The following is a 23,984-nucleotide window of genomic DNA, read 5'->3' on the forward strand; positions in this document are numbered from 1 at the left end:
CGGGTTTGTTTGGTGGTGAGAGCGGAAGTGACACACCCGGTCCCATTCCGAACCCGGTCGTTACGGCTTCCAGCGCCGATGGTACTGCACTCGAGAGGGTGTGGGAGAGCAGGACACCGCCAAACATTTACGTTCGGAAAAGGCCCGACGCTTATGCGTCGGGCCTTTTCTTTTTGCCTCAATGCAGAGCTCCACCTGTACGGTGGAGCTCTTTTGCGTGTCCCCGAATCGAGTGGGCGCGATAGGATTCGGCTGTGGTTCGTCGCATCGGAGTTTTCGGGGGGACTTTCGATCCGCCACATCTGGGGCACCTTGTGGCCGCCAGTGAGGCGGCGTTCCGGTGTGCCCTTGATGAAGTGGTGTTCGTCCCTACCGGCGATCCATGGCAGAAGCACCATCTCAAGGTCACCGATGCCCCGGCGCGGCTGGCGATGACGCGTTCGGCGGTCGAGCCCGATCCGCTGTTCCGGGTCAGCACCTGCGACATCGAGCGGGGAGGCGCCACATACGCGGTGGACACCGTCGCGGATGTGCGGGCGGAGTACGACGAGGAAGTGGACTTGCACTTCATCATCGGTGCCGACTCGCTGGAGAACCTCCACACCTGGCATCGGGTCGAGGAGCTTTGCAGGGCAGTGAAGTTCATCGCGTTGAACCGTCCGGGGCACTCGCGCCGCGAGGTCGACACGACGTTCGGGGCTCGAGTCGAGTTCATCGACATGCCCGCAGTGGACCTCTCATCGACCGAATGCCGTGAGCGCGTACGCGACGGGCGGCCGATCAGGTACCTCGTGACCGATCCGGTCGCGGCGTACGTGCGGGAGCACGGGCTTTACCGCGGCTGACTGCTGGGATGCTTCGCACAGCGACTGGCGTGAAACAGGGAAGTCGTCGTCGTACCCCGCGTGTAAGACTAGAGCTGCACCGGTGGAGCACCGGTGGGAAACCCAGTGTCAGGAGCGTTCGTGACCGCAAGTGAAACCGCCAAGACCCTGGCCTTTTCTGCAGCCCAGGCGGCGGCTGACAAGAAGGCCTTCGCCATCAACCTTCGGGACGTCACCTCGAAGATCGCCCTCACGGACGTCTTCGTGATCGTTTCGGCCTCGAACGAGCGGCAGGTCCACGCGGTCGTCGACGCGGTCGAGGAGAAGCTCATCAAGGAGCACGACACCCGTCCGCTGCGCCGCGAGGGCAAGGGCGGCGAGCAGTGGGTGCTGTTGGACTACAACGAGATCGTGGTGCACGTCTTCCACAAGGAAGCCCGCGACTACTACGGTCTCGACGGTCTCTGGAAGGACTGCCCGGAGATCGAATTCGTCGACGAGACAGACGCGGAGCGGGCCCGCCGTGCCGAGGCTGCTGAGGGTGACGGCGAGGCCGGCGAGTGAATCGGCTGCTTGTCGTCCGCCACGGGCAGACCGAATGGAACCTCGCGGGACGCATTCAGGGCTCCACTGACATCGACCTCGACGTGGTCGGGGTGGCGCAGGCCGCTGAGGCCGCTCCTGAGCTGGCCGCGTACGAGCCGAACCGGATCATCTCCTCGGACCTGCGGCGGGCGGTGGAGACCGCCCGGCCGATCGCGGAGCTGACCGGTATCGAGATCCAGCTGGACAAGCGCCTGCGCGAGCGCGCTTACGGCCCCTGGGAGGGCCTGACGCAGCGCGAGATCGCCGAGCAGTTCCCTGAGGAGCACCGGCGTTGGCGCGCGCAGGAGCCACTGCAGCACCCCGAGATCGAGACGTGGGGCGAGCTGCATCGGCGTACCAGTGAAGCCGTGCGGGACATCATCGAGTCGGAGGTCGAGGGGACCACGATCGTGGTCTGCCACGGTGGTTCGGCGCGTCAGATCGTCGGCGGGGTCCTCGGTTTCGACGAGGCGTCGGCGAGCAGCCTTTCGGGGATGGACAACGCGCACTGGGCCGAGTTGCGGCGGATGCGTTCAGGCAAGTGGCGCCTGTTCGGGTACAACCTCGGTGTTCCGGCTCCGCACACGATCGGGCGGAGCCCGCTCGCGAAAGGCCAGCAAGCGACCCGCTGACGGCGGTGTCGTTACCCCGGGAACCCTGGACCGGCTTCGCACTGGCGTCGTAGGCTTCGATTGAGGTGCAACCGCGCCGGGCTCGGAGGCGTCAAACGGGCATGAACACGCAGACTTCGCGCTTCCGACGGATCGCGGGCCCGACCGGCCCGCTCGTCGGCGCTTTCATCGGTGCACTCATGGTGGCCGTGCTCGCCGCGTGCGGCACGGGTGATGGCGGTTCCGACGGCGAGACGTCGGCGCCCGTGACCTCGGCCGAGCCGACCAGCGCGCCCGAAACGACCGAGGAGAGCTCCGTGCCGGATGACGAGACCACCCCCTACCTGGACCCGTCGCTCGGCGACTCGTCCAAGCCCGGTTCGTCGATGACCATCAGCGGCACGGTCGAGGCGGGCGTCGAGGCCGGCTGCCTGATCCTCGAGTACGACGGCACCGTGTACGGGATCTTCGGGAACTACGACTCGTCGGTCGTGTACGAGGGAGCCACCGTCACGCTGCAGGGCAAGGTCGACGACGGGATGATGTCGATCTGTCAGCAGGGGACTCCCTTCGTGGTGGAGGATGCCCAATCCGCGGATTAGGTAATGTGGCCGCGTGACCGTCGTCGTCGTTACCGATTCCACTTCGGCTTTGCCTGAGCCGCTGCGCGCTGCGCGCAGCGGCTTGACGGTGCTCGGGATACCGGTGCTGGTCGACGGCGTCGAATACCGCGAGGGCGAGGACATCGGCGGCGAGGCGATCCTGCGCGCGATGCGGGAAGGCCACGAGGTGACTACCTCGGGTCTGCCGCCGGAGGAGCTGCGGGCGACGTACACGCGGCTCCTGGACGAGGGCGCGAGCGGGATCGTCTCAGTGCATCTGTCCGGACGGTTGTCGGGGACGGTCGCGGCGGCGGAGGCCGCGGCGGCGGGGTTCGGGGGCCGGGTCGCGGTGGTCGATTCGCTCGGTGCGGGCATGGGGGTCGGGTATCCGGCGCTCGCGGCGGTCGAGGCGGCGGAGCGTGGCGCTGAGTTGCTGGCTGCCGCTGCTGCGGCGCACTCGGCGATCGGGCGGACCTCGACGTACTTCTACTTGGACACGTTGGAGTACCTGCGGCGCGGCGGGCGGATCAGTGCCGCTAGGGCGATCGTGGGGACGGCGTTGTCGGTGAAGCCGATCCTGGGCGTCGAGGACGGGCGCATCGACGTGCTGGAGAAGGTGCGCACGCCGACTCGCGGGCTGCAGCGCCTGGCGGCGCTCGCGGTGGCCGACGCGGGTGAAGCAGAGGTCGAGATGACGGTGCACCACTTGGGCGCGGAGCGCCGGGCCGAGGCCTTGGCGGGCTGGCTCGGGGAGCGGTTCGAAGGCCGGTTGCGCCGCATGGACGTGACGGAGGTCGGCGCGGCGGTGGGCGCTCACTGCGGGCCGGGCCTGGTCGGCGTGATCACGAGGCGGCTGCCCTAACCGGGGACTCCATTCGCAGATCAGCCAACTGTCAATTGGTCGGTTCTTGGTTCGAGGGTCTTGTGGTGTGCGGCCCCCGAGGTCGGGTGTGTTGGGCCGCGCGTGCGCCGGGCGGGCGTATAGGGCATGCCCCTTCCCACCCGCATCCACCTCCGACCAACCGAAGAAATGAGACGACTCTCCCACACGGGTCCGACAGTTCGCCGGGACGATGGGTTCGCATTATGGCGTCTCGCTGGGGCTCCGTCCACTCTTGTTGGAGTTATCCACAGGGTCGATTCGGGTTATCCACAGGGCGAAAAGCTCGCAGTGACGGCCGTGTCCTTCGCTCGTTGAGCCGGGCATGGAACGCGAACTGCCACCTGATTCAGCCGCTCTCGCCGCGAGGCTCCGGATGCGGCTCAACGATTCCGCCGACGGACCCGGGGTCTGCAAGGAAACCGTTGACGCCGGTTCCGGTGAGCCCGAACCAGAGCCGGTGCTCAACCCGCCTCCCGTCCGACGATTCGAGGAGCGGCTTGAACGCCTCCAGAACCGACTCGGGCTCTCGCACCTCAACCGGTGGGTGCTGGTGACCGTCTCGCTCCTGGTCGCGGCGGTCGGATTGTCGGTGACGCTCTTGTCCTGGCCCGATGCCGAGCCGACCGCGACAGCCCCCGCCGCGCCTGTCGAAGCGACTGCGGCCGAGCCGAAAACGATCGTCGTCTCGGTCGCGGGCGCGGTCAAGGAACCAGGCATCGTCGAGCTGGAGGCCGGATCGCGGGTCGCCGATGCCATCGAGGCCGCGGGCGGGCTGGCCGAGGGCGCTGATCCAGGGTTCCTGAACCTCGCCCGGGTCGTCGCCGACGGCGATCTCGTCGCGGTTCCCGATGCCGCGGCGTCAGGCGCTGCCGCACCGGGTGACGGCACCGGCGGTGCGAGCGCCGGAAGTCTGGTGAACATCAACGTGGCGGGCGCCGCGGAACTGGACGCGCTCAAGGGCATCGGCCCGGTCCTCGCCGAGCGGATCATCGAGTACCGCGAGACCAACGGCAGCTTCCAATCGCTCGACGAACTGTCCGAGGTCTCCGGCATCGGCAGCGCCTTGCTCGAGCAGCTCCGCGACCAGGTGACGCTATGACCCGACCTACCGAGAAGCGGCTTGTGCGGCGGTTGAGTGCGTCACGGGGTGGTGGGCGTCTTGAGTTATGAGTTCGCTTTGCGGCCTGCACCTTCCGAGGTCGTCCGGCGGGATTGGCGGCTGCCGCTCGTTGCGGCCGGCGTGTGGGCGGCGGCGCTGGCTGGCCTGTACGGGAACACAGTGAGCGGATTGCTGGTCGCCGCCGGCTGCGCAATCGTCGTGGCCTTGGGACGCAAGTGGAAGCGCTGCATCGCGGCGGCCGCTGCGACGGTCGCGTTCGGTGGGTTGCTCGGTGCGGGCGTGACGACCGTGCACGTCGCCGCGCGGGACCATGCCGGTCTCGCGGCGATGACCGCCGCAGAAGCGCACGGCGAGGCGGAGTTGGTGCTGCACACCGCGCCGAAACCGTCGACTCGCCGCCCGGAACTCGTGACCGCGACCGCGCGTCTGCACGCCTTCGACACTGATGACGTTGTGGTCGAAGGGCATTGGCAGGTGCTCCTCGTCGCGAGCGGCGACGAATGGCTCGAGATCGATGCCGGGCAGCGGCTCACCGTGCCCGCGGTGCTGCGGGAGGCCGATGGCGGTCGGCTGACGGCGGCGATCGTCAGCGCCCGCGGGCCTCCGGAACGCTCCGGAACGCTGTCGCTTCCGAACCGGGTCGCCGCGCACGTGCGTGAACGGCTGGCGACCGCCGTCGAGTCGGTGCCGCAACCGGAAGCGGGCTTGATCCCCGCCCTCGCGGTCGGCGATGTGTCCATGATGGACCCTGAACTCGCCGCCGACTTCCGGACGACCGGCCTGGTGCACCTCGTGGTGGTCTCCGGATACCACCTGAGCCTGGTGGTCGGCGCGGTGCTGGCGGTGGCCTTGGCGTGCAGGGCGGGCCCGCGCGCTCGCGTGGCCGCCGGGGCGGTCGCGATCGCCGCGATCGTGGTGGTGGCCGGTCCGCAGCCGAGCGTGCTCCGGGCCGCGGTGATGGCGGGGATGACGCTGCTGGCGTTGGCCGCCGGCCGGCCTCGCGCGGCGATGCCGGGATTGGCGACGGCGGTCCTGGTCGTGGTGCTGGCCGACCCGGACATGGCCGCGCAGGCAGGGTTCGCGCTGTCGGTGGCGGCCTGTGTCGGGTTGCTGCTCCTGGCATTCCGCTGGGCGCGGCCGCTGGAGCACCGCGGCTGGCCGCAGTCGGTCGCGCTGGCGGTCACGATCCCGCTGGCGACACAGGTGGCGGTCACGCCGCTGCTGATCGGTCTCGGCAGCGGGGTGAGCCTCGTGTCGGTTCCGGTGAACGTGTTGGCGGCCTTGGTGGCCGCGCCGGTCGTGGTGCTCGCCGTGGGCGCGGCCGCGGTGGCCGCCGTGTGGCTCCCGGCCGGGGAGGTGGCGGTCCAATTGGCGGCCGTCCCGGCCCGGTGGCTGATCTGGTTGGCGCGCAACGGGGCGGAGATCCCCGGAGCGCTCCTGCCGTTGCCCGGGGGCCTGTGGTGGGGCCTGGGCTCGGCCGCGGCGCTGGCGGTGCTGATCGCGCTGCTGCAGATTCGTCGATTGCGCGTCCCGATCCTGGCGGTGCTTCTGTCCGCGGGACTGGGCACGGTCCCCGCCTGTCTGACGACCGGTGGCCCGCCTTCGGGCTGGGTGGTCACTATGTGCGATGTGGGGCAGGGCGATGCGCTCGTCCTGCCCGCGGGCGACGCGGTGGTCGTCGTCGATGTCGGGCCGGAGCCCGCGGCGGTCGACGCCTGCCTGGACGAGTTGGAGGTGGATCGGATCGCGCTGCTCGTGTTGTCGCACTTCCACATCGACCACACCGCCGGGATCGGTGGCGCGGTGGAGGGCCGCGAAGTCGATGCGATCCTCGCGCCCCCGCCCGGGGAAGCCCGGTACGGGTACGAGCTGGTCGAGGAGCGGGCTGGGGTGGTGCCGGTCCTGGAGGCGGCGCCGGGGCAGGTGTTCGAGTTCGGGGCGACGCGGCTGGAAGTACTGGGACCGCCGACGGAACTGCTGAGCGGCACGCGGTCCGACCCGAACAACAACTCGGTGGCGGTGCGGGCGGACGTGGCGGGGACGAGCGTGCTGCTGACGGGCGACGTCGAGCTCGAAGGCCAGCGCGCCCTGCTCGGCAGCGGGGCGGTGCTCGGCGTGGACGTGCTGAAGGTCCCGCATCACGGGTCCTCGTTCCAGGTGCGGGAGTTTCTGGAGACCGCCGATCCGGCGGTGGCGCTGGTCGGCGTGGGGGCGGGCAACGAGTACGGGCACCCCGATCCGGGGGCGCTGGGAGTGCTGGAAGAAGGCGGGGCGTTGGTGCTCCGGACGGACGAGTCAGGCTGGATCACGGTGGTGCGCAATGGCGACGCGTTCGAGGTGACGACGGCCGATTGAGATGAGGCCTACCGACCGTGCCCGGTGAGTCACCTTTCGGGTGAATGGGCGGCGGATCGAGTAGTGCGGACCGGCATGATCGGGCAGCACACTGGGGTTGCGCGGGAGATGATGGCCCGGTCGAAACCCGCGGGTCCGCGGGCGGCATGGGAGGATGGTCCGGTGGCTGCACTCGAACCCATCCGCCTGATCCAGGGCGACGACGAATTCCTCGCCGAGCGGGCCGCCGCCGACTTCGTGAAGGCGGTTCGCGCCGAGCTCCCGGACGAGGAGGGCGCGCCCGCCGTCAACCGCATCAGCGGCGGCGACCTCACCGCGGGCGCCTTCGCGGAGCTGACCAGTCCGACCCTGTTCGGCGGCGCGGTCGTCGGCATCATCGAGTCGGGCCAGGATGTCGACAAGGACCTCGCCGCCTCCGTGCTCGCGTTCGCCAAGCAGCCCGCTCCCGGCATCTACCTCGCGGTGTGCCACAACGGCGGCAACAAGGGCAAGGGCCTCGCCGAAGGCTTGAAGAAGCTCAACGTCGAGGTCGTGCGCGTCTCCAAGATCAAGCGGCAGCCCGACCGGGTGGCCTTCGTGCGCGGTGAACTGCGCGACGCCGGGGCCTCGCCGCGGTCGGCTTCGGCGGAGATCGCCGACACGATCATTCAGGCGGTCGGCTCCGACCTGCGAGAGCTCGCTTCGGCGTGCGCGCAGCTCGTCGCCGACACCGACGGCAAGATCACCCAGGAGAGCGTGGCCCAGTACTACTCCGGCCGCGCCGAGGTCTCCGGCTTCACCGTCGCCGACGCGACGATCGCCGGGGACACGGCCGAGGCGCTCGGTGCGCTCCGCTGGGCCATGCAGGTCGGGGTCGACGCGGTGCCGATCGCAGACGCGCTGGCGATGGCCGTGCGCAACCTCTCCCGAGTCGCCGCCGAGCGCGGCGGGGCGGCGCAGCTCGCCGGTCAGCTCGGCATGGCGCCGTGGCAGATCGAGAAGGCGCGAAAGCAGGCCCGCAACTGGACCGCGGACGCCCTCGCCGAGGCGATGCGGGTGTGCGCGCGCTTGAACGGCGAGGTCAAGGGCGGCGCCGACGACCGGGGTTGGGCGCTCGAGCACGCGATCCTGGAGATCACCCGACTGAGCGCCGCAGGGAAGGGCAGCCGTGTCTGAGTACCGTCACGGACGAGTGTCGAGGCCGCGTCGGCCCTGGTACGCGCGGGCGCTGCATCTCAAGCACCTGTATCTGTCGAACATCTGGTGCGTGGTGCTCTTCGAGGGCTCGATCGCGCTGGCGGTGCTGATGGCGCTGACCGAGCTGGTGACGTGGTGGGTGGTGCCGGTGCTGCCGCTCGCGGTGGCGGGCATGGTGAAGCTCAATGACCTGATCGCGGGGACGCTGGAGCGGCACGGCTGAGGAAGGGCGGTCGGCGGGCATGCCGATCGTGTTCGGGGCCGGGTGGGTTGGTCCCCGGTTCTCAATGGTGCCCGTGGGTGCGACAGCCCTCGGCCGGCCGGTGTTCGGGGCGTAACGACGAATGGGAACGCCGAAGGCCCAGAGGTGTGCACCTCTGGGCCTTCTAAAGCTGTGTCGCTGCTCGTTCGCTCGCGCTTAGGCGGCGGCGGAGAGCTTGTTGAAGGACGCGGCCAGCTTGGACTTGCGCTGGGCGGCCTGGTTCTTGTGGATGACACCCTTGGTGGCAGCCTTGTCCAGCTCGCGGCTGGCGGCGCGCAGGTGGGTCTCAGCGGCGGCGACGTCGCCGGTGGCAGACGCCTCACGGAACTTCCGGACGGACGTCTTCAGCGACGACTTCACTGCCTTGTTGCGCATCCGGCGCTTCTCGTTCGTCAGGATGCGCTTTTCTTTGGACTTGATGTTCGCCACGCGTGAAGCCTCAGTTTCGTGATTGCTTGGTTCCTTAATTGATCGCGTCAGAGGCAGAGGGCACTCCGAGCGCCTGTCAACGTTACCAGGAGCCGAGCATCGCACACGCCCTGGGAGCATGACCGCGAACCAGGTTACACGAGGTCGAGGGCGCCGTCCGAACGCCGGTGCCCGGCTGTAACCCGCGATACCCAAGGGCTCAAACGGAGGCGCCGCGGGCCCTCAGTGCGGGGAGGACCACCTCGTCGACGATGCTCTCGACCGTCGCCTCCGAGACGGCCCCGAAGATGATGAACTCGTTGCGCACCAAGTCGATCGGGAGTCGTCGCAGGCGCTCGGTGAGGTGCTCCCATTCGAGCTCGCCGCGTTTGACGGCGCGTGCGTAGACCGCCTCTTCCAGGAGGTTGGTGAGCTCCTTCACGAGCGTGGCGACCAGGAGCTCGCGGGCCTCGGGGTCGGCGCTGACGTCGGCGAGCATGCCGAGCATCGCGGTCTGGCCGACCAGTTGCATGCGCCGGTGCGCCAACGTGATCAACGCAACGGTGTCGCCGCGCAGGGACCCGGTGTCGGGCACCGTCTCGGCCTTCGGGAGCCGGTCCGCGACGCAGGCGATCAGGATCTCCACCCGGTTCGGCCAGCGGCGATACACGACCGGCTTGCTGGTTCCGGCGCGTTTCGCGACGCCCTCCATCGTGAACCCCGCGTAGCCGGCCTCGCGGAACTCCTCGAATGCGGCATCGAGAATCGCCTGCTCAAGGGCCTTGCCGCGACGTCTGGACGCCACCTTGCGTTCCAATCCGACCTCCTCTAGATACTTGCCGTTTCTTATGTTAGCTTGAGGCAATCAAGATACGGACCGTATCTTGCGGATGATTGGAAACCTCATGGAAAGCACCCCCGAGCCCACGCCGATCGGCCGGGTGATCGCGATCAGCGCCGGTCTCGCGCTCATCGTCGGCGTCCTCACGCTCGCGTTCGCCTGGCCCTCGGCCGACATGGGACCCAACGAGATCCCGATCGCCGTCATCGGTCCCGACGAGGCCGCGGACCAGGTCCAGTCGCAGCTCGACGAGGCCCAGCCCGACGGCTTCGACGTGACTGCCGTCGCCGACCCCGCGGAGGCCGAGACCCTCATCAAGGAACGCGAGGTCTACGCGGCCCTCGCGATCACCCCCGGATCGGTGGACCTCTACACCGCCTCGGCCGCCTCGCCCACGGTGACCAGGCTCGTGACCGGGATCGCCGACCAGGTCGCGGCGCAGATGAGCCAGGCCGCCGGGCAGCCCGGCAGCGTCCGGGTCAACACCGAAGACCTCGTTCCGCTGCCCGCCGACGACCCGAACGGCGCCGGCCTCGCCGCCTCGGCCTTCCCGATGGCCATGGGCGGCATCGTGATCGCCGCGCTCATCGCGTTCAACGTGCGCGGCTCGGGCCGTCAGGTCCTGGCCGCGGTGCTCGCGCCGCCGGCAGTGGGCGCGGGCGTCGCCGCGATCCTGATGTACGTGCTCGAATCGATCGACGGCGACTTCTGGGCGATCGCCGGGGCGCTGACGCTCACCATGGCGGCGACCGCGTGGGGCATCCTCGGCCTGGCGAAGCTGCTGGGCCGGCCCGGGTTCGTGCTGGGCGCGGTCATCGTGATGCTGGTCGGCAACCCGCTGTCGGGCATGGCGAGCTCCCCTGAGCTGCTGCCCGCGCCGTGGGGCGCGTTCGGCCAGTTCCTGTCGCCGGGCGCGGGCGGGACGCTGGTGCGTTCGACGGCGTACTTCGACGGCAACGGTGCCGAGACGGCGTTGTGGACGCTCGCCGGATGGGTCGTCGCCGGGGTGGTGCTGTTCACGATCGGCGCCGTCCGCGCCAAGGTCAAGGCCGTGAACGCGGACGAGTCGGAGGAGACCCCAGCCGCTGCCTGAACGATCGGAACCCGACGGCCCCGGCCCGCGATCGCGCGGGTCGGGGCCGTTCGTTGCCGCAGGCAGGTGAGCGGGAGCCTTTTCTCGCTGGGTGGCCGGGGGTTCTCGGGCGGGTAAGGCAGAATTGGCAAGCCACCTCATCCGATCAAGGAAGGTCATCGTGACCAACGCGCCAGGCTCGACCGCTCCGGAGTCGATCCGGAACTTCTGCATCATCGCGCACATCGACCACGGCAAGTCCACGCTGGCCGACCGCATGCTGCAGATCACCGAGGTCGTCGACGCCCGCCAGATGCGCGCGCAGTACCTCGACCGGATGGACATCGAGCGGGAACGCGGCATCACCGTGAAGTCCCAGGCCGTCCGCATGCCGTGGACGGCCCGCTCCGGCGAGGCCGAGGGCCAGTCGTTCGTGCTCAACATGATCGACACGCCCGGCCACGTCGACTTCACCTACGAGGTCTCCCGCTCCCTGGCCGCCTGCGAAGGCGCGATCCTCCTGGTGGACGCCGCGCAGGGCATCGAGGCGCAGACCCTCGCGAACCTCTACCTCGCGATGAGCAACGACCTCACCATCATCCCGGTGCTCAACAAGATCGACCTCCCCTCGGCCGACCCCGACCGGTACGCCGAGGAGATCGCCCACCTCATCGGCTGCGAGCCCGAGGACGTCTTCCGCGTCTCCGGCAAGACCGGCGTCGGCGTCGCCGAGCTGCTGGACGCGGTCGTCGCGCAGATCCCGGCGCCTGTCGGCGACGCGGACGCGCCCGCCCGCGCGATGATCTTCGACTCCGTCTACGACGTCTACCGCGGCGTCGTCACCTACATCCGCGTCATCGACGGCAAGCTCAACGCCCGCGACCGCATCCGCATGATGTCGACCCGCGCCGACCACGAGCTCCTCGAGATCGGCGTCATCAGCCCCGAGCCCGTCGTCGCGAAGGCCCTGAGCGTCGGCGAGGTCGGCTACCTCATCACCGGCGTGAAGGACGTGCGCCAGTCGAAGGTCGGCGACACCGTCACCCTCAACAAGAACCCCGCGACGCAGGCCCTGCCCGGCTACACCGAGGCCAAGCCGATGGTCTACTCCGGGCTCTACCCGATCGACGGCTCCGACTACGGCAACCTCCGCGAGGCCCTCGACAAGCTGCAGCTCAACGACGCCGCGCTCCAGTACGAGCCCGAGACCTCCGCGGCGCTCGGCTTCGGCTTCCGCGTCGGATTCCTGGGCCTGCTGCACCTGGAGATCATCCAGGAGCGCCTCGAGCGCGAATTCAACCTCGACCTGATCTCGACCGCGCCCAACGTGGTCTACCAGGTCGTCAAGGAGGACGGCGAGGAAGTCGAGGTCACCAACCCCTCGGAGTTCCCCGAGGGCAAGATCCACTCGATCACCGAGCCGATCGCCAAGGCCACGATCCTGGCCCCGAAGGAGTACATCGGGACGGTGATGGAGCTGTGCCAGACCAAGCGGGGCGTCCAGACCGGCATGGACTACCTCTCGACCGACCGGGTCGAGATCCGCTACACCCTGCCGCTGGCCGAGATCGTCTTCGACTTCTTCGACCAGCTCAAGTCGCGCACCAAGGGCTACGCCTCGCTCGACTACGACATCGAGGGCTCCCAGGAGTCCGAACTCGTCAAGGTCGACATCCTGCTCCAGGGCGAGCGCGTGGACGCCTTCGCCGCGATCGTCCACAAGGACCAGGCCTACGCGTACGGCGTGCGCCTCTCCGAGCGGCTCAAGAAGCTCATCCCGCGCCAGCAGTTCGAGGTGCCCATCCAGGCCGCGATCGGCTCCCGCATCATCGCCCGCGAGACCATCCGCGCCCTGCGCAAGGACGTGCTCGCCAAGTGCTACGGCGGCGACATCTCCCGCAAGCGCAAGCTCCTCGAGAAGCAGAAGGAGGGCAAGAAGCGGATGAAGAACATCGGCCGCGTCGAGGTCCCCCAGGAGGCGTTCATCGCCGCACTGCGGACCGACGAGGACTAAGCGGCAAGAGCAAGGGGCGGAGCCTGGCGGCTCCGCCCCTTTTCCTTGTGCTGCTTTACCTCTGCGGGTAGCCGTTCGGGTGCGTCTGCGGCGGCGGCGGGGGCTCCTGCGGGTAGCCGTGCGGCGGTCCCTGGTGCGGCGGCTTCGGCATGTTGCCCGGCCGCGACTTCAGGTACTGTTCCACCTCAGGCTGCATGACCAGGTAGAACGCCGCGCCGATGGCGCCGAGCTTCGCCAGTGCCAGCAGCGCGCCGAGCGCTGCGTACCAGCCCAGGCCCCAGCCGCCGACGAACCCGCCGAGCGAGAAGAACCCCAGGATGCCCAGCCCGATGTACAGCGGGGTGCGCGGGTCGGCCGCGCCGAACGCGCCGAGCTTGTCCTTGGTGATGAAGTAGGCGACAGCGACCGCCAGCGCGCCGAGGATCATGCCGAAGACGGCGCCGCCGACGATGAACCCCGTGCCGTACCACCACGGCGCGGTGGCCGAGGCGATGAGGGAGAACAGGAACACGAGCACCGTGGCCGCGGCGTAGACCCACAGCAATTGCGTCAGCTGATTGACCTTCTTAGGGCGCGAAGGGTTTTCCTTGATGCCCCATTCGGAGGCGAAGTCGCCCTGCCCCTGGGGCGCGCCGCCGTGGGGCGGCGGGGGGCCGGCGGGTCCGCCACCTGGGGCGGCACCGTACGGATTCGATTCGGGTTGTTGCGGCGGATAGGTCATGGTCGCTGCTCCGGGCAAAGAGAAGGGCGTGCTTTCACTGCTCACTGTAGCCTTTCGGTGCCCGCGCCGGGGGACGGAGATTCGGTGCGATTCAGTGGGGGATATGGCAATTCCGTGCAATTTCGAACGCCATTAGAAAGAACCCGAATCGATCACGGTGGCGCGAAAGGGCGGCCCCGGGGTCGCCGGGACCGCCCTGCTCGGGACAGTGCTAGTCCAGGTAGTCGTCGGCGTTCTCGTCCGAGCCGGCGAACGGGCTGGTATTCGTGGTCATGTTCGAGGTGTCGACCGGGCGGTCGTAGGTCTGGTGGAGCGCTCGCTCGCGGTCGGCGATCGTGTACGACCGGCGCGTGTACACCGGCGCGTCCGCCACGGTCACCTGCGGCACGACCTTGAAGTCCACGTCCATCTGGTCGGGCGTGATGACGGTCTCGACGTAGCCGCGCTGCGCGTTGCGGAACTTGATGTGCGGGTTGAGTTTCAGGGCCGCGTTGTCCTCCGGCGCCGAGTCGACGCCGTTGCCGCCCGAGGTGATCGAGGTCGCGACCAGCTCCACGCCGACGGACTCGCCGTCGAGGTCGGGGAACCCGGTCTTGATCTCGCCCGCCCAGTGCGTGTGCACGTCGCCGGTGAGCACCACCGGGTTGCGGACCCCGGCCTCGACCCAGCCGTCGATGAGGCGCTGCCGCGAGGCCGCGTAGCCGTCCCAGCCGTCCATGCTCGTGCGCAGGACCGCGTCGTCGGCGCTGGAGTCGCGCTGCGTGAAGAACACCTGCTGGCCCAGGAGGTCCCAGCGCGCACGCGACTCGTGGAAGCCGTCGATCAGCCATTCCTCCTGCGCCGCACCGGTGATGGTGCGCGACTCGTCCCACGCGTCGGCGCAGTTGCTCTGCGTGCCGTCGCCGCAGGCCTGGTCGGAGCGGTACTGGCGCGTGTCCATCATGTGGAAGTTCGCCAGGCGGCCCCAGCGCACCCGCCGGTACAGCTGCATGTCGATGCCTTCGGGCACCGAGGAGCGGCGCAGCGGCATGTTCTCCCAGTACGCCTGGAACGCGGCGGCGCGGCGGGCCAGGAAGTCGGCCGGGTTCGGGGTGTCCGAACCGGACTCGGGGACCTCGTCGGCCCAGTTGTTCTCGGTCTCGTGGTCGTCCCAGACCACCAGCCACGGCGCGGCCGCGTGCGCGAGCTGCAGGTCGGGGTCGGTCTTGTACTGGGCGTGGCGCTGGCGGTAGGTCGCGAGCGAGACGGTCTCGGGCCCTTCGTGGTCGCGCACGTTCCCGTCGGGGGAGTTGTACACCTTGGCCTTGTACTCGTACTGGTAGTCGCCCAGGTGCAGGATCAGGTCCGGGTGCGACTCGGCCATGTGCCGGTACGCGGTGAAGTAGCCGTGCTCGAACTGGGAGCAGGACGCGAAGGCCATCCGCAGCTCCTCGGGCGTCGAGTTGTGCGGCGGGGCGGTGACGGTGCGCCCGATGGGGGAGGTCCACTTGCCGGTCTTGAACCGGTAGAAGTACTCGTGGCCGGGGCGCAGGCCCTCGACCTCGATGTGGACGCTGTAGCCGATCTCGGCGGCGGTCTGCGCTTCGCCGTGCGCGACGCGGTGGCGGAACCGCTCGTCGCGGGCGACCTCCCACTTGACGTCGAAGGCGGCGTTCGGCATGCCGCCCATGCCGTCTTCGGCGAGCGGGTCCACGGCCAGGCGGGTCCACAGGACCACGCCGTCGGGTTCGGGGTCGCCGGAGGCGACGCCGAGGGTGAAGGGGTCGCTCTCGAGCGTGGCGTGCGTGTTCGTTTGTGCCCAGCCGGTGGTGGGGACCGCTACGGCGGCACCGGCGGCGGATGAGGCGAGCAGGATTCGGCGCGACAGGCGCATATGGACCTCGCTTCGGGGGAGTTGCGTGGGTTTGTGACCCGTACAGCCCAACAAGCGAGCGTGGATGCGCCGGAACCGCTAACGGTCGCGCCGATGAACCGGCGCGGAACACTAGGGCGTCCGAACGCGACTATTCAGGAGTCGCGAACGTGATGATCACGGCCGTCGAGTCGGCGACCTCCAGGACCTGCGCCTCGCCGTCGTCGCCGGCGTCCGGTTCGACCCAGGCCTCTTCCCCTGGGGTCCAGACCTTCCCGTTGTAGGAGACGGACGTGATCTGGTGGTCGTAGGACCGGGCGACCGCCCAGGCCGCGCTGTTCCAGCCCTCGGCTGCGCCGCCGGCTTCGATGACGATCCTAGAGTCGTCCACAATGGATACTTCAGTGCCCCACTGGTACTCGTACGCCTCGGCGAGGACGGCGGGGTCGACCGCCGGCTCGTCAGTGTTCCCAGAGACGCAGGCCAGCCCGGCCTCCTCGCCGCCGGCGAACGCGTCGGCGATCACCTCGGCGTCGCTCTCCCACTGCTCGTACAGCTCCGGGTAGGCGCTGACCTGGACGGCCTGGGCCGCTTCGGCGAGCCGCATGTCCTCCCAGCCGTCGGTGCGCTGGAGCTTCTCGTAGAACTTGAACGAGGCGTACACCGGGTCCATGAGCTCCTCCTCGGAGCCCCAGCCCATGCTCGGGCGCTGCTGGAACAGACCCAGCGAATCGTCGTGCCCGTAGTTCACGTTGACGAGCTCGGACTCCTGCATGGCCGTGGTGATCGCCACGGCCACGGCGTGCTCGTCCATGCCGTCCCGCATCCCCACCGCCGCGATCGTGGCCGCGTTCGACGCCTGCTCGGCGCTCAGATGCACCTCGCCGCCGCTGCCCACGTAGCAGCCGGTCTTGCTGGGACGCAAGGCGTCCCGGGCGTCATCGGTGCAGGCCGCGAGGCTCGCGAGAAGGAACAGGGAGGTCAGAACGGGGAGCGCGCGCAATGGTGACTCCGATCAGGTCGGTCGGCGGCTGATCAGCCTACCCAAGAAGCAGGACGCTTCTCAATGAACGAACGGATGCCTTCCCTGCCCTCTTCGGAGAAGAAGTACTCAGCCGTCACGGCAGCCGCCCCGCGCAACTCGCCCCGAAGATCCGGTGCGGCGGTGAGCGCCTTGATCCCGGCCTGCGCCGAGGGACCGCCGAGCTTGAGCCGCCTGACCAGATCGGCGACGACCGCATCGAGATGCTCCTCATAGACCGCGGTCGAGACCAGGCCCCACGTCGCGGCCTCCTCGGCGGTGAAGACGTCCGCGCCCTCGACGACGAACCCGCCGCCCACGAGGAACAGCTCCCGCATCCGCGCCGGAGTGATCCGGCGCGCCACGACCGGCCCGATCACCGCCGGAACCACCCCGAGCCGGACTTCGCTGAACGCCATCTCGGCCTCGAAGTGCGCCACCGAGAAGTCGGCGGCGGCGATCAATCCGAGTCCGCCGCCGCGCGCGGACCCGCGCACGACCGCCACGACCGGCTTCGGCGACTCCGCGATGTCCGCCAGCGCGTCGGCCAGGTGGGCGGCCGGGAGCGCGGCGAGGCTGTGGGCCGCGGCGGACTCCTTGAGGTCGGCGCCGGCGCAGAACACCGGGCCGGCGTGGTCGAGCACGATCACCCGCACGTCGCGGTCGGCGACGGCTCTGGCGAGGGCGCCGCGGAGCTCGGCGATGAGGTGCGTCGAGAGGGCGTTGCGCCGTTCGGGCGCGTTGAGGGTAATGGTCGCCACTGCCTCTTGGGCGCGGTAGGCGATCGGTGCGTCATTGCGTTCCACGCCAGTACCGTAGTGGGCGTGTCCACCGTCTCGCCAGTAGCCGACCCGAATTCGCCCGCCGCGTCCGTCGCGGCGGCCGCCGCCGACCCCGCGGTCGGCGAGGCCGGTTTCGGGTTCTACGTGCACGTGCCGTTCTGCGTCTCGCGCTGCGGCTACTGCGACTTCAACACCTACACGGCCTCCGAGCTGGGCGCCGGGGTCTCGCGGGACACCTACGCGTCGATCGTCCGCGCCGAGATCCGCGATGCCGCTTCACGGATGTCAGCGCATGAGGGCCGCAAACCCGAGGTCGACACCGTGTTCTTCGGCGGCGGAACGCCGACGCTGCTCTCCGCCGCCGACCTCGCGTCGATCCTCGCCGAGATCGACGACTCGTTCGGGCTCGCCGCGGGCTACGAGGCCACCACCGAGGCCAACCCCGAATCGGTGGACGCCGACTATCTCGCCGAGCTCTACGACGGCGGCTTCACCCGCCTCTCGGTCGGCATGCAGTCCACCGCCTCCCACGTGCTCAAGATCCTCGACCGCGAGCACTCGCCGCAGAAGGCCCTGAACGCCGTCGAGTACGCCCACAAGGCCGGTTTCGAGCACGTCAGCCTCGACCTCATCTACGGCACGCCGGGGGAGACCGCCGCCGACTTCGAGGCCAGTCTGCGGGCGGCCGTGGACGCCGGGGCCGACCACGTCTCGGCGTACGCGCTCATCGTGGAGGACGGGACGGCGCTGGCCCGCCGCATCCGCGCCGGGCAGGTGCCGCAGCCCTCCGATGACGTGGCCGCGGACCGCTACCTCGCCGCGGAGGCCGTTCTCTCCGAGGCCGGCTTCCACTGGTACGAGGTGTCGAACTGGGCCAGAAGCGAAGCGGCACAGTGCCGTCACAACCTCTTGTACTGGGAGGGCGGGCACTGGTGGGGCGCCGGGCCCGGCGCGCACTCGCACCTGCCAGGCGTGCGCTGGTGGAACCACAAGCACCCCTCGACGTACGGCGCGGCGCTCGCGGAGGGCCTGCCCGCCGCCGGACACGAGCTGCTCTCTGAGGACGACCGGTATCTGGAGCGGATCCTGCTGCGTACTCGGCTTGCGAGCGGATTGCCGCTATCGTTGCTGCGTCCAACCGGTCGGAGGGCCGCCGAACAGGCGTCCGCCGACGGACTCGCCGTCATCGAGGACGGCCGCCTCAAGCTCACGCTGCGGGGACGGCTCCTCGCTGACGCGGTCGTGAGAGACCTCACCTCCTGACGGCGTTCTCGCGGCTCACCGTTAGATTCGTGAAGGCGAACCGCATTCGCCTACCGCGCGGACCCGCTCGCCTCCCCCAGAGGCCGCGGCACCACCCCAGGTGACGTCCGCGCACGAACCCCCATATGAACCCACCCGGAGTCCGCCACCCATGCGCACTACAACGCCCGCACTCGCCTCAGGGCGACGCTTGTCGAGCCCTAAATTCGCTCGGCGAGGCCTGCTCGTCGCCTCCGCCGCCGGTCTCGCGGCCGTCGCCGCCTGCAGCGAGGAGGAGCCGCCCCCGGTCGAGGACGAAGGCGGCCAGGCCGCCGAGGAGCCGACTTCGGAAGCCCCCTCGCCCGAGCCGCGCGAGATCACCATCACCCACGTGGGCGACACCATGCCCGGCTCCTACCCGAACCAGATGGCCTCCGACGAGGGCGCGAGCTTCTTCGAAGGCGTCAAGGACGTCCTCACCGGCGACGTCGTCATCGCCAACCTCGAAGGCGCGCTCTCCACCCTCGAATTCGACAAGTGCGGCGGCGGCGAGTGCACCTACTTCCGCCTCCCCGGCGAGTACGCCGAGGTCTTCGCCGACGCCGGCTTCCATGTCCTCAACCAGGCCAACAACCACGGCTGGGACGCCGGACCCGACGGCGCCACCGAGACCCAGGAAGCCGCCGAAGCGGCCGGCATGCACGTCTGCGGCATCAAGGACGAGGTCTGCCTCGTCGAGACCGAGAGCGGCCTCACCGTCGGCCTCGTCGGCTTCGCGCCGTACAGCTTCTACACCGACCTGCGCGACCTCGACGCCGTCGCGGCGCTCGTCGCCTCCGCGAAGGAGCAGGCCGACATCGTCATCGCCACCGCCCACGTAGGCGCAGAAGGCACCGACCACCGCCACGTTCCCGAAGGCGTCGAGAACTACCTCGGCGAAGACCGCGGCAACACCCGTGAGTTCGTCCACACCTGCATCGACAACGGCGCGGACATCTTCGTCGGGCACGGACCCCACGTCCTGCGCGGCATCGAGTGGTACAACGGCAAGCTCATCGTTCACTCCCTCGGGAACTTCGGCGGCGGCCAGAACCTGTTCAACACCGACGGCCCCCTCGGCCGCTCCGCGGTGCTCTCCGCGACCTTCCGCGAGGACGGCACCCTGGTCTCCGCGCAGGTCACCGCGACCCGCATGGACGACGACGGCTACCCCCAGCTCGACGAGGACAACGGCGCGTTCGAGGACTTCAACGAGCTCGCCGAGGACTTCGGGGACACCGGAGTGACCGTCGGCGACGACGGCGCGCTCGTCCTCCCCGCTGCCTGACCGCACACGTAGACTGGCACTCCCGGACCGGGAGTGCCAGACTTGAGTCCGGCCGACTGAACCCGAGTTCGGTCCCGGACACACCGAACGGCAGACACCGACCGGTTGCACGACAGAGCGGTTTCAAGGCAGAGGGGACGTGGCGGCGATGGACGATCGCAAACTCGAAGTGCTGCGCGCCATCGTCGAGGACTACGTGGCCACCCAGGAACCCGTCGGCTCCAAAGCCGTCTCCCAGCGCCACGCCCTCGGCGTCTCCGCCGCCACCGTGCGCAACGACATGGCCTACCTTGAAGAGGCCGGATACATCCAGCAGCCCCACACCTCCGCCGGGCGCATCCCCACCGCCAAGGGCTACCGCCTCTTCGTCGACCGCCTCGGCAAGATCAAACCGCTCTCGGCCGCCGAACGCCGCGCCGTGCACCGCTTCCTCTCCGAAGCCATCGACCTCGACGACGTCGTCACGAGAACGGTGCGCCTGCTCGCGCAACTGACCCACCAGGTCGCGGTCGTCCAGTACCCCAGCCTCAACCGCTCCTCCGTGCGCCACCTCGAACTCGTCTCGCTCACCCCCACCCGGCTCATGGTCGTCATGATCACCGACACCGGCCGCGTCGAGCAGCGCTACGTCGAGATGCCCGCCGAGCTCAGCGAGGACGACGTCCTCGAACTGCGCCGCCTCGTCAACGAGCAGCTGCAGGGCAAGCCCCTCGCCGACGCCCCTCGCATCATCGCCGACCTCGCGGGCCTCGCCCGCCCCGAACTGCACGCCACCGCCTCGGCGCTGGCGCGCGTGCTCCTGGAGACCGTGGTGGCGCGCACCGAGGAGCGCGTCGCCGTCGCGGGCGCCGCGAACCTGACGCGCCCCGGGAACTTCTTCGCCGGGTCCCTGCGGCCCATCCTCGAAGCCCTCGAGGAGGAGGTCGTGCTCATGCAGCTGCTGGGCCGCGCCGACTCCAACGCGCTCCTGACGGTGCGCATCGGCGACGAGAACAACCTCGACGACTTCCGCGAGACCACCGTGGTCACCGCCGGATACGGACCGGGTTCGGTGGTCGGCCATATGGGCGTCCTCGGACCCACCCGCATGGACTACCCGGGCACGATCGCGGCCGTCCGCGCCGTCGCCCGGTACGTGTCCGAGATTTTGGAACAGAACCGCTGACAGGACAGAGCGCACGTGGCTAAGGACTACTACGGCATTCTCGGCGTCGACCGGAACGCCACCGACGACGAACTCAAGAAGGCGTACCGGAAGCTGGCGCGCAAGTACCACCCCGACGTCAGCGACGAACCTGACGCTCAGGAGCGCCTCCAGGAGATCAACGCCGCCTTCGAGGTCCTCATGGACCCGCAGAAGCGCGCGATCGTCGACGCCGGCGGCGACCCGTTCTCCCGCACCGGAGGCGGCGGCTCCGGAGCCCCGTTCATGGGCTTCGAGGACATCATGGACGCCTTCTTCGGCGGCTCCATGGGCGGCTTCGGCCGCCGCGGCCCCCGCTCGCGCACCCGCCCCGGCAACGACGCGCTCCTGCGCCTCGACCTCGACCTCGAAGAGGTCGCGTTCGGCACCGAGTCGACCCTCACCGTCGACACCGCGATCCTCTGCGACTCCTGCAACGGCACCTGCACCGAAGGCGACTCCGAACCGCAGACCTGCACGACCTGCAACGGCTCCGGCGAAGTCCAAGTCGTACAACGTACGATTCTGGGTCAGGTCCGCACCGCGCGCCCCTGCTCGGCCTGCTCCGGCTACGGCACGATCATCACCGACCCCTGCCGCAAGTGCGGCGGCGAAGGCCGCGTCCGCTCCCGGCGTCGCATCACCGTGAAGGTGCCCGCCGGCGTCGAAGACGGCATGCGCATCCGCCTCTCCGGCGAAGGCGAAGTCGGCCCCGGCGGCGGCCCCGCAGGCGACCTCTACGTCGAGGTCCATGAGAAGCCCCACGAGGTCTTCACCCGCGAAGGCTCCGACCTGCGCTGCCGCGTCCGCGTCCCCATGACCCAGGCCGCCTTGGGCACCAAGCTCAACATCCACACCCTCGACGACCAGGTCGAGGTCGAAGTCGCCCCCGGCACCCAGCCCGGCACCATCAAGAAGGTCCGCGGCCACGGCGTCCCCCGCCTGCGCGGCGGCGGCATGCGCGGCGACCTCTTCGTCGAACTCGACGTCCGCACCCCCACCAAGATCGACGCCGAACAGGAAGAGCTCCTGAAGAAGCTCGCCAGCCTCCGCGACGAGGAGATCAAAGAGGTCAAAGGCGGCAGCGGGTTTTTTAGCCGTATGCGCGACGCATTCAACGGACACGCGTAGCGAGTGCCGTTGAACGTGAAGCGCAGCACGGACACGCGTAGCGGGTGCCGTTGAACGTGAAGCGCAGCACGGACACGCCAAGCGCGAGCCGTTGAACGTGAAGCGCAGGAACGGTCACGCGTAGCGGGTGCGCTGAACGCCAAGCGCAGTACGGACACGCCAAGCGCGAGCCGTCGAACCTGAAGCGCAGGAACGGCCACGCGTAGCGCCCGACGACCCCGCCTCCCGCCTGCTCGCAACGCCGCCGGGAAGCGGGGCTCAGCTACACTCCGGGCCCGTGATCAACCTCCAGAGCGCCCTGCTGTACCTCGCCGTCGTTGCCGCCGCGGGCCTCATCGTCCTCGTCATCGCCCTGCGGCGGCGCCACCGCCGCGCCCCGCGCGGACCCCGCCTCGACGCGCCCGCGCCTACCGGCGGCCCGCAGATCGGCGACCGCTGGATGGCCGACGTGCCGTTCGAGGACGAACCCCGGCGCTCCAAACGACGCCCCTGCCTCATCATCGGCTACTCCGGGCGCGGCTACTGGGCCCTCAAATGCACCACACAGGCGCCTCGGGAGGCCGAATGGCGCGTCTTCGTGCCCGCCGCCCGCTGGGACCCGGACGCCGACCGAGACGGGTACGTGGACCTCGTCCCCTACCACCTCCCCAGGGCCCGCTTCGCCCACTCGTTCGGGCGCATCGCCGACCGCCGCCTCTACCGCGACATCACCGGCCGCCTCCGGTGGGAACGCGCCGTCGACTTCACCCGCTGACCCCCGACTAAGCTGTCCCGGTGAGCGCACCGGTCTTCCTCGTCGACGCCGTCCCGGCCGACGACGACTACACCCTCGACGGGCCCGAAGGGCACCACGCCGCCGACGTGCAGCGGCTCCAGCCCGGCGAGACCCTCGTCCTCAGCGACGGCGCCGGCGGCACCGCCGCCGCCCGCGTCACCCGCACCGAACGCGGCTCCGTGCGCGTCCAGATCTTCGAGCGGCGCACCTATCCCGCCCCCGACCCGAAGCTCACCGTCGTCCAGGCCCTCCCCAAAGGCGACCGCGGCGAACGCGCCGTCCAGATGCTCACCGAGATCGGCGTCGACGAAGTCATCCCCTGGGCCGCTTCACGATCCATCGTCCAATGGAAAGGCCCCCGCGGCGACAAGGCCCGCGCCAAGTGGACCGCCACCGCCCGCGAAGCATCGAAGCAGGCCCGCCGCCCCCACCTCGCACACGTCGCCGAACTCCACACCACCAAGCAGCTCGTCGCCCGCCTCCGCAACGCGAGCCAGGTCCTCGTCCTCCATGAAGAGGCCGAGTTGCCGCTGTCGAAAGTCACGCTCCCTGCGGCCGGAGAGATCGCGATCGTCATCGGACCCGAAGGCTCCATCAGCCCCGACGAACTGAACGCCCTCGAGGAGTTCGGCGAACCGATCCGCCTCGGCGACACCGTCCTGCGCACCTCCACCGCCGGCCCCGCCGCGCTGGCGGTACTCCAGGCCAGACTCGGCCGCTGGTGACTAGGATTCCCAGAATGACCGATACCGACTGCATCTTCTGCAAGATCGTGGCCGGGGACATCCCGTCCACGAAAGTCCTCGAGACCGAACGTGTGCTCGCCTTCCGCGACCTCTACCCGAAGGCCCCCACGCACATCCTCGTCGTCCCGAAGGACCACTACGCCGACACGGCGGCCATCGCGGCAGCGGACCCGCAGCTGACAGGCGAACTCCTCAACACGGCAGCCGAGATCGCCGCCGCCGAGGGCCTCGCGGAAAGCGGCTGGCGGCTGATCGCCAACACCGGGCCGGACAGCGGCCAGGAGGTCGGCCACGTGCACTTCCACGTGCTCGGTGGAAAACCGCTCGGACCGATGGTTTCGGCCTGAAATCACACCGAGTTCGCGATTACTCGTTGTCGCGTGTCGCAGGCGGCAACTACCATTGAGGCATGTCGAACAGCGGCCCGAAGGCCGCTGACAGTCTCACTTTG

24 protein-coding genes and 1 rRNA gene are annotated in these 23,984 nt (G+C 69.4%); 19 read left to right on the top strand and 6 right to left on the bottom strand.

All coding sequences use genetic code 11. The annotated features are described in order from the left end of the window. The first annotated feature begins 8 nt into the window (after positions 1-8). The 10 genes from rrf to O1R50_RS15610 all read left to right on the top strand — a co-directional run bounded on the left by rrf (position 9) and on the right by O1R50_RS15610 (position 8,379). Positions 9-125 (top strand): 5S ribosomal RNA (gene rrf, locus O1R50_RS15565). 129 nt (positions 126-254) lie between these two features. Further along, positions 255-845, top strand: a complete 591-nt coding sequence (gene nadD / locus O1R50_RS15570) for a nicotinate-nucleotide adenylyltransferase (protein WP_270111015.1) — start codon at positions 255-257, stop codon at positions 843-845. A 120-nt stretch (positions 846-965) separates the two neighbouring features. Beyond that, complete coding sequence (gene rsfS, locus O1R50_RS15575) at positions 966-1,388, top strand: ribosome silencing factor (protein ID WP_205328018.1); 423 nt, start codon at positions 966-968, stop codon at positions 1,386-1,388. Then, positions 1,385-2,041, top strand: a complete 657-nt coding sequence (locus tag O1R50_RS15580; RefSeq protein ID WP_270111016.1) for a histidine phosphatase family protein — start codon at positions 1,385-1,387, stop codon at positions 2,039-2,041. Before rsfS ends, O1R50_RS15580 begins: the two co-directional genes overlap by 4 nt. 101 nt (positions 2,042-2,142) lie before the next feature. Next, complete coding sequence (locus tag O1R50_RS15585; RefSeq protein WP_270111017.1) at positions 2,143-2,622, top strand: hypothetical protein; 480 nt, start codon at positions 2,143-2,145, stop codon at positions 2,620-2,622. Positions 2,623-2,635: 13 nt separating this feature from the next. Beyond that, positions 2,636-3,484, top strand: coding sequence for a DegV family protein (locus O1R50_RS15590; RefSeq protein ID WP_270111019.1), 849 nt, complete (start codon positions 2,636-2,638; stop codon positions 3,482-3,484). Between the two features lie 343 nt (positions 3,485-3,827). Beyond that, a complete protein-coding gene (locus O1R50_RS15595) occupies positions 3,828-4,604 on the top strand; it encodes a helix-hairpin-helix domain-containing protein (protein ID WP_270111020.1) in 777 nt (258 codons plus the stop codon). A 60-nt stretch (positions 4,605-4,664) separates the two neighbouring features. Continuing rightward, on the top strand, positions 4,665-6,980 hold the full coding sequence (locus O1R50_RS15600) for a ComEC/Rec2 family competence protein (RefSeq protein WP_270111021.1): 2,316 nt from the start codon (positions 4,665-4,667) through the stop codon (positions 6,978-6,980). Positions 6,981-7,091: 111 nt separating this feature from the next. After that, positions 7,092-8,135 carry a DNA polymerase III subunit delta gene (gene holA, locus O1R50_RS15605; protein WP_408612713.1) on the top strand — a complete coding sequence of 348 codons (1,044 nt, stop codon included), beginning with the start codon at positions 7,092-7,094 and terminating at the stop codon, positions 8,133-8,135. Further along, positions 8,128-8,379 (top strand): hypothetical protein, encoded by a 252-nt coding sequence (locus O1R50_RS15610; RefSeq protein ID WP_270111023.1) that lies wholly within the window; start codon positions 8,128-8,130, stop codon positions 8,377-8,379. The genes holA and O1R50_RS15610 overlap by 8 nt, the downstream gene beginning before the upstream one ends. 195 nt (positions 8,380-8,574) lie before the next feature. Here the strand turns inward: O1R50_RS15610 and rpsT are convergent, their stop codons facing one another. Both rpsT and O1R50_RS15620 read right to left on the bottom strand, forming a co-directional pair. Then, the gene (rpsT, locus tag O1R50_RS15615; RefSeq protein ID WP_205328010.1) at positions 8,575-8,847 is read right to left on the bottom strand and encodes a 30S ribosomal protein S20; all 273 of its coding nucleotides are present in this window, start codon (positions 8,845-8,847) and stop codon (positions 8,575-8,577) included. 199 nt (positions 8,848-9,046) lie between these two features. Further along, a complete protein-coding gene (locus O1R50_RS15620) occupies positions 9,047-9,643 on the bottom strand; it encodes a TetR/AcrR family transcriptional regulator (protein WP_270111024.1) in 597 nt (198 codons plus the stop codon). Between the two features lie 88 nt (positions 9,644-9,731). Between O1R50_RS15620 and O1R50_RS15625 the strand changes: the two genes are divergently transcribed. Together O1R50_RS15625 and lepA are read left to right on the top strand one after the other, a co-directional pair. After that, on the top strand, positions 9,732-10,760 hold the full coding sequence (locus O1R50_RS15625; RefSeq protein WP_270111025.1) for an ABC transporter permease: 1,029 nt from the start codon (positions 9,732-9,734) through the stop codon (positions 10,758-10,760). Between the two features lie 160 nt (positions 10,761-10,920). After that, positions 10,921-12,753 carry a translation elongation factor 4 gene (gene lepA / locus O1R50_RS15630; protein WP_270111026.1) on the top strand — a complete coding sequence of 611 codons (1,833 nt, stop codon included), beginning with the start codon at positions 10,921-10,923 and terminating at the stop codon, positions 12,751-12,753. Between the two features lie 55 nt (positions 12,754-12,808). On the opposite strand, the gene O1R50_RS15635 is transcribed toward lepA, so the two are convergent. The 4 genes from O1R50_RS15635 to O1R50_RS15650 all read right to left on the bottom strand — a co-directional run bounded on the left by O1R50_RS15635 (position 12,809) and on the right by O1R50_RS15650 (position 17,153). Next, entirely contained in the window at positions 12,809-13,474 is a 666-nt protein-coding gene (locus tag O1R50_RS15635; protein WP_270111027.1) for an NADH-quinone oxidoreductase subunit J, read from the bottom strand. A gap of 211 nt (positions 13,475-13,685) precedes the next feature. Continuing rightward, the gene (locus O1R50_RS15640; protein ID WP_270111028.1) at positions 13,686-15,347 is read right to left on the bottom strand and encodes an alkaline phosphatase D family protein; all 1,662 of its coding nucleotides are present in this window, start codon (positions 15,345-15,347) and stop codon (positions 13,686-13,688) included. 130 nt (positions 15,348-15,477) lie between these two features. Then, complete coding sequence (locus O1R50_RS15645; protein ID WP_270111029.1) at positions 15,478-16,329, bottom strand: hypothetical protein; 852 nt, start codon at positions 16,327-16,329, stop codon at positions 15,478-15,480. Between the two features lie 32 nt (positions 16,330-16,361). Further along, the gene (locus O1R50_RS15650; protein WP_270111030.1) at positions 16,362-17,153 is read right to left on the bottom strand and encodes an enoyl-CoA hydratase/isomerase family protein; all 792 of its coding nucleotides are present in this window, start codon (positions 17,151-17,153) and stop codon (positions 16,362-16,364) included. Positions 17,154-17,165: 12 nt separating this feature from the next. Here O1R50_RS15650 and hemW point away from each other — a divergent pair, with 12 nt between their 5' ends. From hemW to O1R50_RS15685, 7 genes are all read left to right on the top strand, one after another. Next, complete coding sequence (gene hemW / locus O1R50_RS15655) at positions 17,166-18,392, top strand: radical SAM family heme chaperone HemW (RefSeq protein WP_408612711.1); 1,227 nt, start codon at positions 17,166-17,168, stop codon at positions 18,390-18,392. A gap of 151 nt (positions 18,393-18,543) precedes the next feature. After that, positions 18,544-19,698, top strand: coding sequence for a CapA family protein (locus O1R50_RS15660; RefSeq protein ID WP_270111032.1), 1,155 nt, complete (start codon positions 18,544-18,546; stop codon positions 19,696-19,698). A 148-nt stretch (positions 19,699-19,846) separates the two neighbouring features. Further along, positions 19,847-20,863: a heat-inducible transcriptional repressor HrcA gene (hrcA, locus tag O1R50_RS15665; RefSeq protein ID WP_270111034.1), complete on the top strand. Its 1,017-nt coding sequence runs from the start codon at positions 19,847-19,849 to the stop codon at positions 20,861-20,863. A 15-nt stretch (positions 20,864-20,878) separates the two neighbouring features. Continuing rightward, positions 20,879-22,012: a molecular chaperone DnaJ gene (gene dnaJ / locus O1R50_RS15670; protein ID WP_270111035.1), complete on the top strand. Its 1,134-nt coding sequence runs from the start codon at positions 20,879-20,881 to the stop codon at positions 22,010-22,012. A 277-nt stretch (positions 22,013-22,289) separates the two neighbouring features. Next, on the top strand, positions 22,290-22,766 hold the full coding sequence (locus tag O1R50_RS15675) for a hypothetical protein (RefSeq protein ID WP_270111036.1): 477 nt from the start codon (positions 22,290-22,292) through the stop codon (positions 22,764-22,766). 20 nt (positions 22,767-22,786) lie between these two features. After that, positions 22,787-23,512: a 16S rRNA (uracil(1498)-N(3))-methyltransferase gene (locus O1R50_RS15680; protein ID WP_270111037.1), complete on the top strand. Its 726-nt coding sequence runs from the start codon at positions 22,787-22,789 to the stop codon at positions 23,510-23,512. Positions 23,513-23,526: 14 nt separating this feature from the next. Next, the gene (locus O1R50_RS15685) at positions 23,527-23,880 is read left to right on the top strand and encodes a histidine triad nucleotide-binding protein (RefSeq protein WP_270111038.1); all 354 of its coding nucleotides are present in this window, start codon (positions 23,527-23,529) and stop codon (positions 23,878-23,880) included. Positions 23,881-23,984: the final 104 nt, after the last annotated feature.

Source organism: Glycomyces luteolus, assembly GCF_027622875.1.
GTDB lineage: Bacteria > Actinomycetota > Actinomycetes > Mycobacteriales > Micromonosporaceae > Glycomyces > Glycomyces luteolus.